General features: G+C 75.0%; 11 protein-coding genes. 2 read left to right on the top strand and 9 right to left on the bottom strand.

Annotated elements, in window-relative coordinates:
* Nucleotides 1-85: 85 nt before the first annotated feature.
* From ACFPK1_RS26250 to ACFPK1_RS26235, 4 genes are read right to left on the bottom strand one after another with little or no spacing between them, the layout of a single operon-like run.
* Complete coding sequence (locus ACFPK1_RS26250) at nt 86-841, bottom strand: decaprenylphospho-beta-D-erythro-pentofuranosid-2-ulose 2-reductase (RefSeq protein WP_378023903.1); 756 nt, start codon at nt 839-841, stop codon at nt 86-88.
* Nucleotides 842-849: 8 nt separating this feature from the next.
* Entirely contained in the window at nt 850-2220 is a 1371-nt protein-coding gene (locus tag ACFPK1_RS26245; RefSeq protein ID WP_378023902.1) for an FAD-binding oxidoreductase, read from the bottom strand.
* Nucleotides 2221-2231: 11 nt separating this feature from the next.
* Complete coding sequence (locus tag ACFPK1_RS26240; RefSeq protein WP_378023901.1) at nt 2232-5285, bottom strand: arabinosyltransferase domain-containing protein; 3054 nt, start codon at nt 5283-5285, stop codon at nt 2232-2234.
* Nucleotides 5269-8433, bottom strand: coding sequence for an arabinosyltransferase domain-containing protein (locus ACFPK1_RS26235; RefSeq protein ID WP_378023900.1), 3165 nt, complete (start codon nt 8431-8433; stop codon nt 5269-5271). Before ACFPK1_RS26235 ends, ACFPK1_RS26240 begins: the two co-directional genes overlap by 17 nt.
* 75 nt (nt 8434-8508) lie before the next feature.
* Here ACFPK1_RS26235 and ACFPK1_RS26230 point away from each other — a divergent pair, with 75 nt between their 5' ends.
* Both ACFPK1_RS26230 and ACFPK1_RS26225 read left to right on the top strand, forming a co-directional pair.
* Nucleotides 8509-8937 (top strand): GtrA family protein, encoded by a 429-nt coding sequence (locus ACFPK1_RS26230; protein ID WP_378023899.1) that lies wholly within the window; start codon nt 8509-8511, stop codon nt 8935-8937.
* A gap of 54 nt (nt 8938-8991) precedes the next feature.
* Entirely contained in the window at nt 8992-9969 is a 978-nt protein-coding gene (locus ACFPK1_RS26225) for a glycosyltransferase (RefSeq protein WP_378023898.1), read from the top strand.
* A gap of 64 nt (nt 9970-10033) precedes the next feature.
* On the opposite strand, the gene ACFPK1_RS26220 is transcribed toward ACFPK1_RS26225, so the two are convergent.
* The 5 genes from ACFPK1_RS26220 to ACFPK1_RS26200 are packed head-to-tail and all read right to left on the bottom strand — an operon-like array spanning nt 10034 to nt 16952.
* Nucleotides 10034-13612: an arabinosyltransferase domain-containing protein gene (locus tag ACFPK1_RS26220; RefSeq protein WP_378023897.1), complete on the bottom strand. Its 3579-nt coding sequence runs from the start codon at nt 13610-13612 to the stop codon at nt 10034-10036.
* 59 nt (nt 13613-13671) lie between these two features.
* Nucleotides 13672-14577, bottom strand: coding sequence for a galactofuranosyltransferase GlfT1 (gene glfT1, locus ACFPK1_RS26215; RefSeq protein WP_378023896.1), 906 nt, complete (start codon nt 14575-14577; stop codon nt 13672-13674).
* Complete coding sequence (gene wzt / locus ACFPK1_RS26210) at nt 14574-15371, bottom strand: galactan export ABC transporter ATP-binding subunit Wzt/RfbE (RefSeq protein ID WP_378023895.1); 798 nt, start codon at nt 15369-15371, stop codon at nt 14574-14576. Before wzt ends, glfT1 begins: the two co-directional genes overlap by 4 nt.
* 7 nt (nt 15372-15378) lie before the next feature.
* Nucleotides 15379-16317 carry a galactan export ABC transporter permease subunit Wzm/RfbD gene (gene wzm, locus ACFPK1_RS26205; protein WP_378023894.1) on the bottom strand — a complete coding sequence of 313 codons (939 nt, stop codon included), beginning with the start codon at nt 16315-16317 and terminating at the stop codon, nt 15379-15381.
* Between the two features lie 56 nt (nt 16318-16373).
* On the bottom strand, nt 16374-16952 hold the full coding sequence (locus ACFPK1_RS26200) for a bacterial proteasome activator family protein (RefSeq protein WP_378023893.1): 579 nt from the start codon (nt 16950-16952) through the stop codon (nt 16374-16376).
* Nucleotides 16953-17067: the final 115 nt, after the last annotated feature.

Below are 17067 nucleotides of genomic sequence, written 5' to 3'. Positions count from 1 at the left end.
GCGCGACACGCCGACACCGACGACAGGAACGGCGCCGTCGCTGCTATGCACGCAGCGACGGCGCCGTTCGTTCGTCCTGGCGGGCCTAGAGCGGCAGGCGCCGGAAGATCGGGCGCGGGACGTGGCGCAGCGCCGACATGACGAAGCGCAGCGGCGCCGGCGCCCAGGCCTGCTCGCGGCCGTTGCGCACCGACGACACGATCACGTCGGCGACCGCCTCGGGCGTCGTCGAGAGCGGCGCGGCGTCGAGGCCCTCGGTCATCTTCGTGTGCACGAAGCCGGGCCGGACGACGGTGACGCCGATGCCGTCGCCGCGCAGCGCCTCGGTCAGGCCCGTGTAGAACGCGTCGAGCCCGGCCTTGGTGGAGCCGTAGACGAAGTTCGACCGGCGGGCCCGCTCGGCGGCGACGGACGACAGGGCGACGAGGTGCCCGTGGCCCTGGCGGCGGAACTCCGCGGCCAGTGCGACACCGACCGACACGGCGGCGACGTAGTTGACCTCGGCGAGCTCGACGGCGGCGTCGATGTCCTGCCAGGCCTTCTCCTGGTCGCCGAGCACGCCGAACGCGACGAGGGCGATGTCGATGTCGCCGCCGGCGAACGCCTTGCGGACGGCCTCGGTGTGCACGGCGGCGTCGCGGGCGTCGAAGTCGACGGTCTCGACCGAGGCGCCGGCCCGGGTGAGGCGGGCGGCGGCCTCGGCGAGCCGCAGCGACTGGCGCCCGGCCAGCACGACCCGCACGGGCCCGCCGGCGAGGTAGCGCTCCGCGGTCGCGAGGCCGATCTCGGAGGTGCCGCCGAGCAGCAGCAGGGACGAGGGGTGGCCGACGGCGTCGATCATGGTTCTCCTCAGGGAGTGAGGCGGAGGCGGCGCGACATGTCCGAGGCGAACACGCCGTCGGGGTCGGCGGCGTCGCGGACCTTGCGCCACTCGTCCAGCCGCGGGTACATGGCGGCGAAGGTGTCGTGGTCGGTGCGGGAGTCCTTGGCGGTGTAGAGGCGCCCGCCCATGGCCAGCACGCGCTCGTCGAGGGAGCGGCAGAACTCGCCGAGCCCCTCCACGATCGGGAAGTCGACGCAGATGTTCCAGCCCGGCATCGGGAAGGACAGCGGCGCGCGGTTGCCCTCGCCGAACTTCTTGAAGACGTTGAGGAACGAGACGTGGCCGGACTCGGCGATGTCGCGCACGATCGCCCGGAACTCGGTCTCGGCGTCGAGCGGGACGATGAACTGGTACTGCAGGAAGCCCTTCGAGCCGTAGGCCCGGTTCCAGTCCCCGAACAGGTCCAGCGGGTGGTAGAAGGCGGTCAGGTTCTGGATCTGGCCGCGCTTGTTCTTCGTCTTCCGGTAGTACAGCTCGCCGATCGCCGAGAACGTCAGCTTGTTGGCCAGCCCGTTCGGGAAGACGTCGGGCAGGTCGAGCAGGGTCGGCGCGTCGAACTTCAACGGGTCGTGGCGCAGCTTCGCGGGCAGCTCGTCGAGGCGCGCCAGCGAGCCGCGGCCCAGGGCCGCGCGGCCCAGCTTCGGGCCCGTCGAGATCGAGTCGAACCACGCCGACGAGTAGTCGTAGGCCTCGTCGGAGCCGTCGGAGAACCGCTCGATGGTCTCGTCGAGGTTCGCCGTGCGCTCGGTGTCGGCGACGAAGTACGCGGTCTCGGTGGGCGTCATGCGGATCGTCGCGCGCAGGATGACGCCGGTCAGGCCGATGCCGCCGACCGTCGCCCAGAACAGCTCGGCCTCCGGGCCCTCGGGCTCGAGCCGGCGGACCTCGCCCGAGGCGAGCAGCAGGTCCATCGACACGACGTGGTCGCCGAAGCTGCCGTTCGAGTGGTGGTTCTTGCCGTGGATGTCGTTGGCGATGGCGCCGCCGATGGTGACCTGGCGCGTGCCCGGCAGCACCGGCACCCACAGCCCGAACGGCAGCGCGACGCGCATGAGCCGGTCGAGCGAGACGCCGGCGTCGAGGTCGACGAGCCCGGTGGCCGCGTCGACCGCGTGGATGCGGTCCCGCGCGGTCATGTCGAGGACGAGACCGCCGGCGTTCTGGGCCGTGTCGCCGTAGGAACGGCCGAGACCGCGGGCGACGACGCCGCGCTCACCGGCCGCGGCGATCGCCTCCGCCAGCCGCTCGGTGGAGACGACCTCGTCGCCGGAGAGCACGGTGGCCCGCGACGGGGCGGTGCGTGCCCACCCGGCGAGCGTCTTCTGGGTGCGCGACATCCCGGGCGAGTCTAGGGGGTGTCCAGAACGGGGACGCTCGCGCGTCCCTGCCTGCTCCACCCGGCCACGGTCTCCTCGCCGACCTGCGGTGTCAGGGTGGTCAGCGCCAGCCGCGGCACCCACCGCGCGAGCCCGACCGCGTCGCGCGTCGGGTCGCCGTCGAGGTACACCGGCACGCGGACCTCGTCGACGAGCAGGCGCGGGGTGAGGAACGGCCCGCCGGTGGTCGGGCTGACCGCGATCTCGCCCGCGTCCGAGAGCCCCGGCGGGGTCACCCGCCACGGCGGGACGCCGGCGGTGCCGCTCGTCAGCGGCGGCGGGCGCAGGCAACCGAAGGCGAACGCCACGGGCCAGTCGACGAGCGCGGTGCTCCCCGGGGGGACGACCTCGTCGAACGGCACCGTGCGCGGCACGCGGGGGACGCTGACCGCGAGCGGCAGGTCGGGGGAGAGCCCGGCCGGAGTGGCCGTGCGCGCCTCGTCGGCGTCGCGGGCCGCGCTGGTGGCCCGGACCCGCACGAGCGTCGCGCCCTCGGGGGCGAGGGCGCGCAGGTCGCGCGGCGCGGTCCCGGCCCGCGAGCCGGCGGGTGACTCGCTGACGGGGCCCTCGGATCCCGTGGCGAACTCGAGCGCCACGTCGCCCCGGGCGAGCGAGCCGCTCGCCGTCACGACGACCGGTGCCTCGCGGCGCTGCGCCTCGGGGGGCAGCGTGAACCAGCCCGAGCGCAGCGTCGCGGCGCCCTCGGAGATCCCGGCGGGCGCGGCCCAGCCGGGCAGCTCGACGCCGCCGGCGGTCAGCGGCACCGCCGGCGCCTGCTGCGCGGTGGGCGTGAAGCGGGGCCCGGATGTCTGCGGTGCCAGACCGCTGACATCGAGGAGCCCCGCCGCCGGGTCCGTCTCCACCGCCAGGTCCGACGCCATCCCGCACGGGTCGCCGCGCAGCGCGGCCAGCGAGGCCGAGCCGTAGCTGAAGGTCCCCAGCCGGTCGGCGGTGACCTTGAGGAACGAGCCGCCCTCGAGCGCGACCACCGCGACGACCAGCACGAGCGCGAGCGCCCCGGGCGCCAGCGCGCGGGCCACCCGGCGCGGCAGCCGGCCGCGCACGGCGACGACCACGGCGAGCACCAGCGTCCCGACCATCGTCACCGGCAGCGTGATGTTCGCCAGCGGCACCCGCGCGACCTGCGGCGGGATGTCGTTCCAGAACACGCCCCACGCCGCGGCGAACGCCCACTGGTTGCTGCCGATGAGCACGAGCGTCGTCACCAGCCCGAGCCCGCCGAGGACGACGACGAGCGCAGGGCCGCGCAGCCGGTCGGCGGCCGCCACGACCCGCGGCGACCACAGCAGCACGAACAGCGTCAGCACCGCGGTCCCGACGCCCGCGAGCTCGCCGAAGTGCAGCGTCCACTTCGTCGGGCTGACGACCAGCAGCACGGGCGCCAGCGCCACCAGGGCGAGCAGCCGGCGCGCCGGGGCCACGGCGATGCCCGGCTCGACGCGCGCGCGGTACAGCGCCCACGCCACCGCCGGCAGCGCGAGCAGCGTCAGCAGCACCGCGAGCCGCGCCCCGATCCCGCCCTGCACGTCGCCCGGCACGAGCAGCGTCGTGTAGCGGGAGAGCTCGTTCCACCAGGGCGACCCGCCCCCGATGACCTGGCGCACGCGCGTGGCCTCGAGCAGGCCCGCGAGCGACTGGTCGGCGGCCATCGGCAGCACGGCGACCGCGAGCCCGGCGACGACGACGAGCGCGCGCGTCCAGCCCTCGCGCACGCCGAGACCCGCCCGCGACAGCGCCGGCAGGGCCACGAGCAGCGGCGCGAGCCCGAGCAGCGCGCCCGGGGTCAGCGCCACCGTGAAGCCGGCGAGCACCGCCGCGGCGAGCAGCGGCAGCAGGGCGCGGGTCGCGACGGCGCGCTCCGTGCCCACCCACACCGCCAGCACGCCGAGCGCGAGCCAGGGCTCGGGCCGCAGCGACAGCCCGAACGGCGCCCACCAGGCGAAGAAGGCGGCCGCCGCCACCCAGGTCGCCCCGCGCCCGCGCAGGGCTGCGCCGAGGCGGGGCAGGGCGTGGCGGCGCAGGAGCACCCAGATCAGGAGGCCCAGGACGGTCGCCGGCACCCGGAGCCAGAGCACCGACGCCGCCCCGTCCGGCGCGAGCGACGCCCAGGCCCGCGCCACCTCGTAGAACCAGCTGAAGGGCGCCTCGGGCGCGTTGAGCCAGCGGTAGACGTTGCCGGTGAACCCGCTCTCGCCGCGGGCGCGCAGGATGCCGGCGATGTAGCCGTCGTCGACGGTGGCCGGCCCGACCAGCGCCCAGCCGACGAGGCCCAGCGCGACGACGCCGTCGACCGGCCGGGGTCGCGCGCGAGGACCGGCCCCGAAGCCCCCGAACCGGCGCCCGTCGCGCCGCCACACCGCGACGACCATTCCGGCGAGCCCGAGCAGGACCCCGATCCCGAGCAGGTCCTTGAGCACGCCGGGCGTCGTCTGGAACCGCGTGTCCGTCCGCAGCGACAGCGACAGCCCGTCGGTGGTCGGCGTCCCGGCGACGAGGGCGGCGACGACCGGCCGCACGTCGCCCTCGCGGACCGCGACGACCCGGTCGTCGACCCGCACCTCGGTGCGCGACGGGTCCGACGACACGCTCAGGGTGCAGGGACCGCCGGGCGCGACGACCGTCGCGAGCGTCTCGCCGTTGCTCGCCACGACGACGCCCTCGAGGCCCGGCCGGACCGTGAGCCCCCCGACCGGGGCGGGCGGAGTGCCCGGCGGCGTGGTGGCCAGGGTCGCCGCACCGGGCGGGGTCGCGGCGAGCGCCGCGCAGCTCACCGCCGCGTCGAGGCGCACCGGCTGGTAGGGCATGAGCGGCAACGAGGCCGCCGTCCCGTCAGCCGCCTGCGGCCAGGTGAACGTCACCACCGGCGCGACGACCGGGGCGAGCGGGAAGGCGATCGCGCACAGCAGCGTCAGGACCGCCGAGGCCAGCAACAGGGTGGGGCGCGGGGAGGGGACCGGTGGGTCCGTCGTCGTCTCCGGCGCCCCCGGCTCAGCCGAGGTACTCACGACCGGAGTAGGCCTCCGACGCCAGCGTCGCGAACCGCTCGAGCCCGCCGCGGGTCACCTGGTCGACCCGCAGGTCGTAGCCGTCGGTGGGGTGGTCGTAGACGATCCGGTCGACGTTGCCCCACGGCAGGGCGGGCACGCCGCCGTCGGGCACCGCCGAGAACGGGCGCACCGTCGCCCACGTCCGTTCCGACTGCACCATCGTGCCGCCCCAGGACTCGTAGGTCGGATTCGTCAGGATGAACTCCGGGGTGTTCTCGGCGGCGGACAGGCGCAGGGTCGGGGTGGGCGCGATGCCGTCCTTGACCGCGACCTGGTCGATGCACGGCCAGAGCACGGCCGAGAGCTGGTCGGCGAACGCCCCGCCCGCGACCTGGGCGGGCGGGCGGTCCTCCGCGGTCGCGAGCGTCATCACCGGCTGCATCGCGGCCAGGTGCGGCGACGCGACGGCGAGCGAGCTGTCGGGGCCGGCGACCCGGTCCTCGACCACCAGCCGCACCGCGGTGGGCCGGCTGCCCGGCAGCTGCACGGGGATCTCCTGCCACTGCCGCGCGGTGAAGCCGGGGGCCGGGGTGACGGCGACCGACTCGGCCTCCACCGGGGCGCGCGGGTCGCCCGAGGCGAACTGCACGACGATCCGCTGACGGTCGGGCTCGTTGCCGGCGACGGGCACGATGACGTGGGTCGGCGCGCCCTCGTCGGCCGGGTCGACCGCGGGCAGCGGGTACCAGCCGGTGGTCAGCGAGCCGAGGCCCGTGACGCCCTCGGGCGACGAGGTGGGGTCCGCGCCCGGCGGGAGCTCGACCTCGTCGTGCCACAGGTCCCCCGGCCCGGGGGCGGGCACCGGCGCGGGGTCGTCGGCGGCGAGCGCGAAGTCGCCGGTGCGGGTGTCCGGCGTGGTCGCCGCCCCGACGTCCTGGCCGGTCCGCGCCATCACCGTCGCCGCCTCGCCCAGCCCGCAGCCGCGCCCGGTGAGGGCCTGGGCCTGGCTGCCGGCCACGGTCCAGCCGGCGCCCTGGTTGAGCGGGGCCACGATCATGACGCCGACCATCAGCGCGACGAGGGCCCCGGTGGCGACGACGAGCACCGCGCGCTCCGGGGTGATGCCGAACGTGCGGCCCCCGGCGCGCCGGCGCCAGGCCAGCCACAGCCCGGCGAGCGCGGCGAGGATCAGCCACCACCACACGTCGCGCAGGTAGAACTCGCCCCAGTGCGGCGCGAAGCTCTCGAGGTCGAGCATCGAGATCTCGGTGTCGAGGTGGTCCCCGAACGGCATCCCGCGGTCGCTGTAGGGCTTCCAGGTGTTCGGCCCGGCGAACCCGAGCACGGTCGCGCCGCTGATGAGCACGACGGACGCGCCGGTGACCAGCGCCCCGGCGCGGCGCGTCAGCGGCGAGCGCAGCAGCGTCAGGGCCAGCAGGATCGTCGCCGGCGCCTCGATCGCCCCGAAGTGGTTCACCCACTTCGTCGGGCCCAGCGCGAGCAGCCCGAGGGCGACCGCGACGGTGACCGCGGCGCCCAGCGTCGCGTCGCGCACCCGGCCGGCGGCCGGACCGCGGCTGCCGCGGCCGCTGCCGATCGACACGACGACCAGCAGCACCACGGTGAGCAGCACCGGCAGGCGCCGTCCCCACGTCCCGGTCTCGATGAGGGTCCGGTAGTGGGCCCACTCCTCGTACCAGGGGAACGTCAGGTAGTACCAGCTGTGGACGTCGGTGGCCTCGATGACGTCGCCGAGGGTCGCGTCGCCGAAGCCGACAGGGATGGCGATCGTGCCCGCGGCGATCACCGCGCCCGCCGCGCCGAGCCGCGAGCGCCACCCGCGCGCCGCGAGCCAGCGCCACAGCCACGGCAGGGCGACCACCACCGGCGCCGCCGCCACGAGCCCCGACGGCGACACGGTGACCGCGAGCGCCGCCAGCGCCGTCGCCGGCACCAGCGGGCCGACCGCCTCGCGCCGCCGGGCGACCTCGGCGAGCACGAGCACCGCCGCGGAGATCGGGACGATGACGACCTCGGGGCGCAGCGCCATCCCGTAGGGCAGCCACCACGCGAGGTGGGCGAGCAGCAGCGCCCACGCGACCCCGGGCAGGCGTCCGCCCCGCCCGAGGATCGTGGACAGCAGGACCCGCAGCAGCACCCACGTCAGGAGCCCGAGCAGCAGCGGGAGCAGCCGCATCCAGAGCAGACCCCACCCCGGCAGCCCGATCGCCTCGCCGAGGTGGCCCCACAGGGCGAAGAGGTACTGCGAGAACACGAACGGGTTCTCCGTCGTGTTGAACATGTAGATCTGGTTGCCGATGTAGCCCGTCGGCGTCGCGTTGCGGGCCATCAGCAGGTACCAGGAGTCGTCGTTCTGCAGCGGCCCGAGCACCACCCAGGCCGCCGAGACGAGCCCGACCACGGCGTCCGCCGGGTGGAACCGGGGCCACTCGAGCCCGGGGCCGCGCCCGCGCCATCGCCGCGTCGCCATCCAGATCGTCGCGGCGAGCGCGAGCGCGTGCAGCACCAGCAGCGTCGTCTTCAGCGCGCCGGGCACCGAGGAGTAGCGGTCGTCGGTGTGCACGGTCGCCGCCAGCCCCGGCGTGCCCGGCGCGTCCGTGGCCAGCTCGGCGACCTGCGGGACCAGGGCGCCCGGCCGCTCGGCGAGCACCTCCCCGTCGCGCTCGACCCGCGTGCCCTGCTGGTCGGCGATCACGCGGTAGGTGCAGTCGCCGAGGGGGAGGATCTCGGAGACCAGGGTGTCGCCGGAGCTGGTGACCTGCACGCGCCCGCCGCTCGTGGCCACGGTGAGGCCCCGGCCGGGCGCGCCCGCCGACGCGGGCTGGGTGCGCAGGGCGTCGCCGCCGGGGCGCAGCGCCGCGCACGGCACGTCGGCGGTGAGCGAGAGCGGGCGGTAGGGCGTCAGCGGCAGGCTGGTCGACGACGCCGGCTGCCCGGCCTTCGGCCAGGTGACGACGGGGTCGTCGGCGAGCACCGGGGCCAGCGGGATCGCGAGTCCCAGCAGCACCGTGATCGCCCCGAGCGCCGCGAGCCACCAGCCCGCGGCGCGGGAACCACCCCGGTGGGGCGGGCCGGTCGACTCGTCGTGGTGCTCCTCGCCGGGGGCCGGGTCGGCCCGGCCCTCCTGCGCTGCCACCACGGCCATGGGTGTCGACGATATCGACGCCCTCCGGCGGCACCCCGAGGAGGTCACCACGGGCGGGCTCGTACCCTCGTCCCCATGACCGAGACGGACGAGCGCCCCGCACCGCTCGGCCTCAAGGCGCAGCTCGTCCGATTCGTCGCGATCGGCGCCGTGGCCGCGGGCGTCGACCTCGGCGTCTACGCGGGCCTCCTGGCGCTCGGCGTCTGGGCTCCGCTGGCCAAGGCGGTGTCGTTCATCCTCGGCACCACGACGGCCTACCTGCTCAACCGCCGCTTCACCTTCGCGTCCTCGTCCGGGGGCGCGGGCCGGTTCCTCGGGTTCGTGCTGCTCTACGGCTCGACGTTCGCGGTCAACGTCGGCGTCGCCTCGCTGGTGCTGCACGTCATGGACGCGCCGTCGATCAACCCCGGCGCGCTCGCGGGCTTCCTCTCCTGGTTCATCGCGCAGGCCTGCGCGACGACGATCAACTTCGTCGTCATGCGCACCGTGATCTTCCGCGACTGACCCCTGCACACGCTGCGGATCGTCCCCGACCTGCGGAGCTCCGTGGTCGAGGAGATGCCTCCCGGCCAGGCGCTGCTCCACACCTCCCGGCGTGACGACGCCGACGCCGCCCTGCTGACCGCGCCCGGCGTGGCGCCCTTCACCTGGCGTGCGCTGCTGAGGGCGCTGCGCGACCCCGACCTGGAGATCCTCGAGGTGGCCGAGCCGCTCTGGGTGGGGGAGTGGCGGCGCGCGCTGCGCTGCATCGCGGTGGCCAAGGCGGCGCGGATCGTGCGGCGGCGACCGGTGGCCGTCGCGACCTACGCGATCGAGAACCTCGACGCCCGCGAGCGCGTCCGCCGCCGCGGCGCCCGGCTCGCCCTCGGGGTCTCCCTGCTGACGCTGGACGCGGTCGTCTTCGGGACCACCGGCGCCTACGAGAACTACCGGCGCGCGTTCGGCTGGTCGCTGCGCCGCACGCGCCACACCGTGCTGACCCCGCGCCTCGACGGGTGCACCGTGTGCGCCCCGGACGACGCGCCGCGCGAGCGCACGGTGCTCTTCCTCGGCACGCCGAGCGAGCGCAAGGGCTTCCCCGTGCTCCTGGAGGCGTGGGAGCGGGTCGGCGGGGCGGAGCGCGGCTGGCGGCTGGTGGTCGCCGACCCGGGCGGCGCGGACGAGCACGAGCTGCCCGCCGGGGTGTCGGTGACGGTGGACCCGCCCCGTGCCGAGGTGCACGAGCTGCTGCGCTCCAGCGCCGTGGTGGCGATGCCCTCGGTGCGCCGGCCCGGCTGGCGCGAGCAGATCGGGCTGCCGCTGGTCGAGGGGCTCACGCACGGCTGCCGGGTCGTGACGACCACCGAGACCGGGCTCGCCGACGACCTGCGCGAGCACCCCGCGGTCGAGCTCACCACCCCCGGCGACCCGGCGAGCCTCGCCGAGGGCCTGCGCCGCGCCATGGAGGGCCCGGTGACGGTCGCCGCGGGGCGCCGCGGGCACACCAAGAGCGACGTCGTCGCCTGGTGGCGCGCGGCCTGCGCGCTCCGGCGCTGATCAACGCGGACTTCGCGCGCCTAGAGGCAGCGAACGCCACGTTCGCTGCGCCCGGGAACGGACGTCAGCGCGACGGCGACGGCGTGCCCGGCGGCGGGTCGCCGATGGGGCCGGGGGTGAACGTGCCCCACACCGTGCGCTGGCCGTGCGTCACCGTCGGCGCGGCGGCGTCCGGGACGTAGGGGTCGAGGCGCTCGACGATGCCCCAGTCGCGCCAGGGCTGGCCCTCGAGGTAGGTCGGCAGCTCGGTGCGCCGCTCCAGGATCTCGATCCAGCCCAGCGGCCCGCCGGCGTTGGCCGACGACCAGTTCACGCCGCCGGGACGCAGCTGGCTCGCGTCGGCGATGAGGCGGTAGCGCGCCACCTCGGCGATGCCGTCCCGCACGTCGAAAGGCCGCAGGCAGGGGCTGGCGAACTGCACGGGCCACTCGAGGTAGCCGGGGTTCTCCGGGCCGAGGATCTCGGTCAGCGGCACGAGCTGCGGGCCGCGCATGGGCGCGATCGCGAGCCAGCCGTCGGGGCCGAGCGCGCGGTCCTGGGCGATGAGGCGCACCTCGTCGGCCTGCGCGCCGATCCCGCCGGCGAGGTTGAGGCGGATCTCGCGCCACCCCGGCTCGCCGAAGCGCCCGTCGTCGACCGGCTGCTGGCCGAGGACCTGCACGCGGCCGTCGGGCAGGCGGTCGGCGTACTGGATGGAGAGGAAGTTCCCGCCGTTGAGGCGGCCGGCGACGGTGAGCACGAGCGGCGTGGTGCCGGCGCGCAGGTCGTCGTTGAGCGAGTACCAGTCGGTGCGCAGGACACCGGTGCCCGTGCCGTTGGCGTCGTACGAGCCCAGCGCCTGGTCGGCGAGGCCGTTGCGCAGCGAGTACTCGGTGCCCGAGACCCCGGTGCCGCCGCCCACCGGCGGGCTGGCCCCGGCGCGCGAGAAGCCGCTGTTGACGGGCTGCGGCTCGACGAGCTGGGCGTCGGGCGCGGAGGCCGGGATGGTGTTCGCGGGCAGCGGCGCGGGCGTCGCGCTGGTCGCGGACGAGCCGGGCGTGGTGGACGTGGTCGGCGGGGTGGTGGTCGTCGTCCCGCCGCCGTCGGTGCCGGTGCTCGCGTCGCCGCCCGCCGAGCCGGTGGCGCCGTCGGTGGTACCGGCGCCGGCGGACGGCGTCGGTGTGGCGGGCGCGACGGTGGGCAGCACGCCCGGCGCGGAGGGCGCGAGACCGGTCGGGGCGGGCGCGACGGGCAGCACGCCCGCGAGGGTCGAGCCCTCGACGCGGACGGCGTCGGCGAGGCCGCAGGAGCCGCCGAAGGGGTGCTCGACGACGTCGCCGCCGAGGGAGAAGCTGCCCTCCTGGGCCTCGATGCCGTCGGTCATCGAGACCATCTCGAAGGCGAGCAGGGCGGCGCAGACCAGCGCGATCGGTGCCGACCCGATCCGCAGGGCCCGGGCCCGGCGCTCGACGGAGGACCCCCCGGACGTGCGCCGCAGCTTGCCGAGCGCCTCGCGCGGCGGCCGCAGGGCGTTGCCGACCGCCGACGACACCGCCGGGGGCAGGGTCGTGGCAGGGGCCGGCGGGGGCGTCCCGAGCTCCTCGGGGCGGGGCACGCCGCGGATGTGCTCGATCCCGGCCCAGATCAGCAGGAGCACCGAGACGCCGAGCAGCAGCGTGTACACCGGCCACGGCTCGGTGAGGCCGTAGCCGAACGGCCAGCCGTCCCAGAAGACCGGGCCGCCGTTGAACGGCACGCCCCAGTTGTTCGTGTACCACCAGGTGTTCGGGCCGGTGGCCGCCAGCGCGAGCACCGCGAACAGCGCGGCCAGGAACAGCAGCCGGTTGCGGCGCGACCGCAGCACGTCCGACGACGTCGCCAGGGCCGTCAGCGCGGCCATGCCGGCGCCCAGGGCGGCGAAGGCGCCGAAGTGGTGGGTCCACTTGGTCGGGGTCAGCGCGAGCACCGCGAACGCGATGACCGACGAGCCGATGAGCCGCTGGGAGGGCCCGAGCGCCGCGCCGGCGATCTTGTCGCGGCGCAGCAGCACGACGATGCAGACGACGATCCCCAGGATCAGCAGCAGCACCGGGAAGCGGCGCGCGAGCGAGCCGTCGGCGGCGGTGCCGAACAGCGACTGGTAGCGCACGACCTCCTGGAACCAGCTCCAGTTGGGGCCGAGCAGGGTGCGCAGGCGGGTCGCCTCCCACACGGCGGCCCAGGTCTGGTCGGCGTAGATCGCGACGAGCACCAGCAGGCCCGCCGCGGTCACCGGCGCCAGCACGGGCAGCCAGCCACCGAAGCGGACCCGCTCCATGAGCAGCTTCCACAGCGGGCGGGCGGCGGCGAGGAACGGGGCGACGGCGATGAAGCCGGTGGGGGTCGCGGCCACCGCGAACGCCGCCGCGAGCAGCCCGAGCGCGACCGGGGCGAGCCGGCGCGTCGCGACCCCGCGCTCGACCGCGCAGAACGCGAGCAGCGCGGAGATGACGACGACGGGTTCGGGGCGCAGCCCGTTGTTGTAGGGGAGCCAGAACGCGAGGAACACCATCGCGGCGGCCCACGCCGCCGCCTTCGACCGGCGGACCTGCTGGCCGAGGCGCGGCAGCATCTCGCGGCTGATGAGGATCCAGGACACGATCCCCATCGCCAGCGAGGGCACGCGCAGCCAGAGCACCGAGTCGTCGATGCGGATCCACTGCGCGTAGAGCTCGTAGAACCAGCCGAACGGCGCCTCGGGGACGTTGAACCACCGGTAGTAGTTGCCGATGTAGCCCGCCGACTCGCGGGCCCGCGCGATGCCCAGGATGTAGCCGTCGTCGGAGGTCTGGCTGCCGATCACGGCCCAGACGCCGAGCACCGCGGTGACCACGACGTCGCGCCCGGTGGGCCACCACCAGCGCTTCGGTGCGAGGCGGGGCGCGCGGCGCCCGGCGCGGACGTCGAGGGCGTGCAGCGCCCACACCCCGCCCGCGACCGCGAGCACCGCGAGCACGCCGGCGAGCACCTTCAGCGTCGTCGGCGAGGTCTCGAACCGCGTGTCCGGCGTGACCGACACCGACACGCCCGCGACGTCGTCCCGGGCGTCGTCGAGGTCGGAGTAGATGCCGACGACCTGCGGGCGCGCGTCGAACGGCAGCCGGATCTCCTGGCCGATGCCGAGGTCGACCAGCGTCGAGCCGGCGTCCGACACGATCCGCACCGTGCAGTCGCCGGGCGGCACGGCGGCGTTCGCCATCTGCTGGCCGCGGTCGTTGAGGACGAGCTGGCCGTTGTCGACGGTCAGCCGCATGCCGACCTGCGCACCGGGGTCGGACAGCGGCGGGTAGGTCGAGACGACGGTGGCCGTCCCGTCGCTGCGCGCGTCGAGGTCCTGGACGGCCCGGCAGGGCACGGTGACGCTCATCGTCTCGGGCCGGTAGGCCACCAACGGGGCGTCCACCGGACGGGTGCCGGTGGTCGCGCTCGGCCACGTGATGGTCGAGGTGTCCTGCACGACGGGCAGGAACGGGAACAGCAGCGCCAGCCCGGTGCCGAGCAGTCCGAGACCCACCGCGAGCCAGCGCAGCCACCGCGGGCCGCGCGTCGGGCGTCCCCCGTCCGGTGTCTCGGACACGCCCGTGCCCGGGTGGCCCGGGCTGACGGCCTGTTCCGAGGTCAGCACGCTGCGAGGCTAGCCGTGACGCCGGAGGGCCTCGTGAGGTGGATCCGGTCGGCGGCGCCTCATCGGCGGTGGAAGCGCTCGCGGCGCCCGAGCCGCACCAGCGCGAGCCACTCGCGCAGCCCGGCGGGGTCGCGGCGGGAGACCAGGAAGTACCACGCGAAGCGCAGGTGCTCGATGGCCCCGAACCGGCGCAGGCCCGGCTGCGCGAGCAGGTAGCCCCGGTTGCGGTAGGTGTAGTAGCGCTTGGCGGCGTCGCCCGGGTCCTGGGCGTGCAGGCGCCCGCCGAGCATCGGCTTGAACTCCGCCGAGCCGTCGGGGTGCAGGTACGCGGTGGTCAGGCAGATCCCGTAGGGCAGCCCGGAGCGGGCGAGGCGGCGGTGCACCTCGACCTCGTCGCCGCGCACGAACAGCCGCAGGTCCGGGACGCCCACGACGTCGAGGGTGTCGGCGCGGAACAGGGCGCCGTTGAAGAGGTGGGCGATGCCGGGCAGGAGCTCGTCGTCACCGTAGGCCGCCAGCTCGCTGCGCCGGCGCATCCAGCGCACCCCCTGGCGCAGCGGGAAGGCGAGCCGGTCGGGGTCGGCGATGTCGGCGATCACCGGCGAGACCTCGGCCAGCCCGCGGCGGCGGGCGACGTCGAGCAGGGTCGCGAGCACGTGCTCGTCGACCGGGCGCCCGTCGTCGTCGGCGAGCCAGAGCCAGTCGGTGCCGCGGGCCAGCGCGGTGAGCATGCCCAGCGCGTAGCCGCCGGCGCCGCCCAGGTTGTGGCGCGACGGCAGGTAGGTCACGGGCAGCCCGCAGCTCTCGACGACCGCGCGGGTCTCGTCGTCGGGCCCGTTGTCGACGACGACGAGGTGGTCGGGCCGCCGGGTCTGCTTCGCGATCACCGCGAGCCCGTCGACCAGCAGGTCCGCGCGGTGGCGGGTGACGACGACCGCGGTGACGATCTCGCTCTCGGTGCTCACCCGGGGGTGCCCGCACCGTCGAGGCGCTCGACGACCTCCGGGCTGAGGTTCTCGAACACGTCGCGGCCCTTGTAGTGGCTGACCACCTCGCGCAGCGGGCCCTGCTCGCGGATGACGCCGCTGTCCATCCAGATCGCGGTGTCGCAGAGCTCGACGAGGAACTCGTCGGAGTGCGAGGCGAACACGAGCATCCCGGAGCGCCCGACGAGGTCGCGCAGGCGGTCGCGGGCCTTCTCCAGGAACGCCGCGTCGACCGCGCCGATGCCCTCGTCGAGGATGAGGATCTCGGGGTCGATCGAGGTGACGACGCCGAGCGCGAGGCGCACGCGCATGCCGGTGGAGTAGGTGCGCAGCGGCATGTTCAGGTAGTCGCCGAGCTCGGTGAACTCGGCGATCTCGTCGACCCGGCGCTCCATCTCCCGGCGGTTCATGCCGAGGAAGAGCCCGCGGATGATGATGTTCTCGTAGCCGGAGATCTCCGGGTCCATGCCGACGGCGAGGTCGAAGACGGGGGCCACGCGCCCGCGGATGCTCGCCCGCCCGCGCGTGGGCTCGTAGATGCCGGCGAGCAGGCGCAGCAGCGTCGACTTGCCGGCGCCGTTGTGCCCGACGAGCCCGACCCGGGCGCCCTCGCCCAGCGAGAGGTCGATGTCGCGCAGGGCCTCCACCACGGGGACCTTCTGCTCGCTGATCCGCCCGCCCGCGCGGCCGAGGACGGACTTCTTCAGCGACCTGTTCTTGGCGTCGAAGATCGGGAACTCGACGCTGGCCCCGCGGACCTCGATGCTGACCATCAGATGCTCACACCCAGTACGCGACGCGGGAGCGGTAGTTGCGCAGCGCGACCAGCGCGAGCGTCCAGCCGACGACGGTGATCCCGCCGGCGACCGCCCAGTGCGTCCAGCTCTGCACCTGGCCCACGAGCGGGGCCCGGAAGATCTCGATGAAGTGGTAGAAGGGGTTCAGCTTCGCGAGGAACTCGATGATCGCCTTCGCGCTGCCCGGCGCGCCGCCGGTGAGCAGGTCGGTCGTCCAGATGATCGGCGTCATCGTGAAGAACAGCTGCATGAAGCTGCCGACCACCGGCGGGATGTCGCGGAAGCGCGCCGAGATGATCCCGAACAGCAGCGTCACCCACAGGCCGTTGACGACGATCAGCACGAAGGCCGGGATCGCCAGCAGCGCCCACCAGCTCAGGCCCGGGTGCACGATCGCGTCCGGGTTGTTGTTGACCATCGTGTAGGGCTGGTCGAGCTGGCGGAAGAAGATCGCCAGCACGATCACGTAGACCACGACGTTGTGCGCGAAGAACAGGATCTGACGCCACACCGTGCGGAAGACGTAGATCATCAGCGGGGCCGGCAGGAACCGGATGAGGCCCTCGTTGGCGATGAAGGTCTCGGTGCCCTCCAGCACGCAGGCGCTGATGAAGTACCAGATCATGAAGCCGACGGTCACGTACGGCATGAACGTGCCGATGGGCTGACCGAACAGCTGGGAGTACAGGCCGCCGAGCGCCGCCGCGGTGACGGCCATGCTGATGGTGATCCACAGCGGGCCGATGACCGAGCGCCGGTAGCGCTGCTTGATGTCCTGCCAGCCGAGGTGGCCCCACAGCTCGCGCTGCGCGATCGCGGCCCGGATGTCGGCGAACGCGCGCCCCCAGCTGCGCGGGGACGGCGCGGCTTCGACGGGCGCCGGGTCGTCGGCGTCCTGGCGCGCGAGTGCTGGGACGGCCACGACGGGTGAGCCTACCTGCGCGGGGGGACGCTCCTCGCGGACCGGCTCGCCCGTCGTCAGAGGTACTGGCCCGTCGTGCCCGACGAGGCCGCGCCGCCCGACGACCCGGCCGGCAGGCCCCGGCGCATCTGCTCGAGCTGCACCTTCGCGGCCATCTGCTGGGCGACCAGCGCGGTCTGGATGCCGTGGAACAGGCCCTCGAGCCAGCCGACGAGCTGGGCCTGGGCGATCCGCAGCTCGCCCGCCGACGGCGGCTCGTCCGCGGCGAACGGCTCGACGAGCCGGGTGAGCTCCTCGCGCAGGTCGGGGGAGAGCGCGGACTCGAGCTCGCGCAGCGACGAGGCGTGGATCTCGCGCAGCCGGCCACGGCTCGCGTCGTCGAGGTCGGTGCCGCGGACCTCCTCGAGCAGCTGCTTGATCATCATCCCGATGCGCATGACCTTCGCCGGCTCCTCGACGCCCGCGGAGAGGTCCTCGGGGCCGTCGTCGGCGGCGGTGTCACCGCTGGTCCCGCCGGTGCCGGGCCGGGTCTCGGCCGCATCGTCGGAGTCGCCGGGGACCCGCACCGTGCCGACCGGCTGCCCGTCGGGTCCGACGATCATGACCTGGTCACCGGGGCCGGGGTTCTCGCTCATGCGTCCATCCTCCACCCGGCGGTACGGCGCGCCCGCCCGGCGCCCGCCCACCGCCTGCTGCCGTCAGCTGAGCTGACCGCCGTCGCTGCCCGCAGGCCCGCTCCGTACCCTCGCG

It is taken from the genome of Actinomycetospora rhizophila (assembly GCF_042657905.1).
In the GTDB taxonomy this organism is placed as follows: Bacteria; Actinomycetota; Actinomycetes; order Mycobacteriales; family Pseudonocardiaceae; genus Actinomycetospora; species Actinomycetospora rhizophila.
Note: the sequence above shows the minus strand (reverse complement) of the source record. Positions and strands in the feature narration are given on the sequence as shown.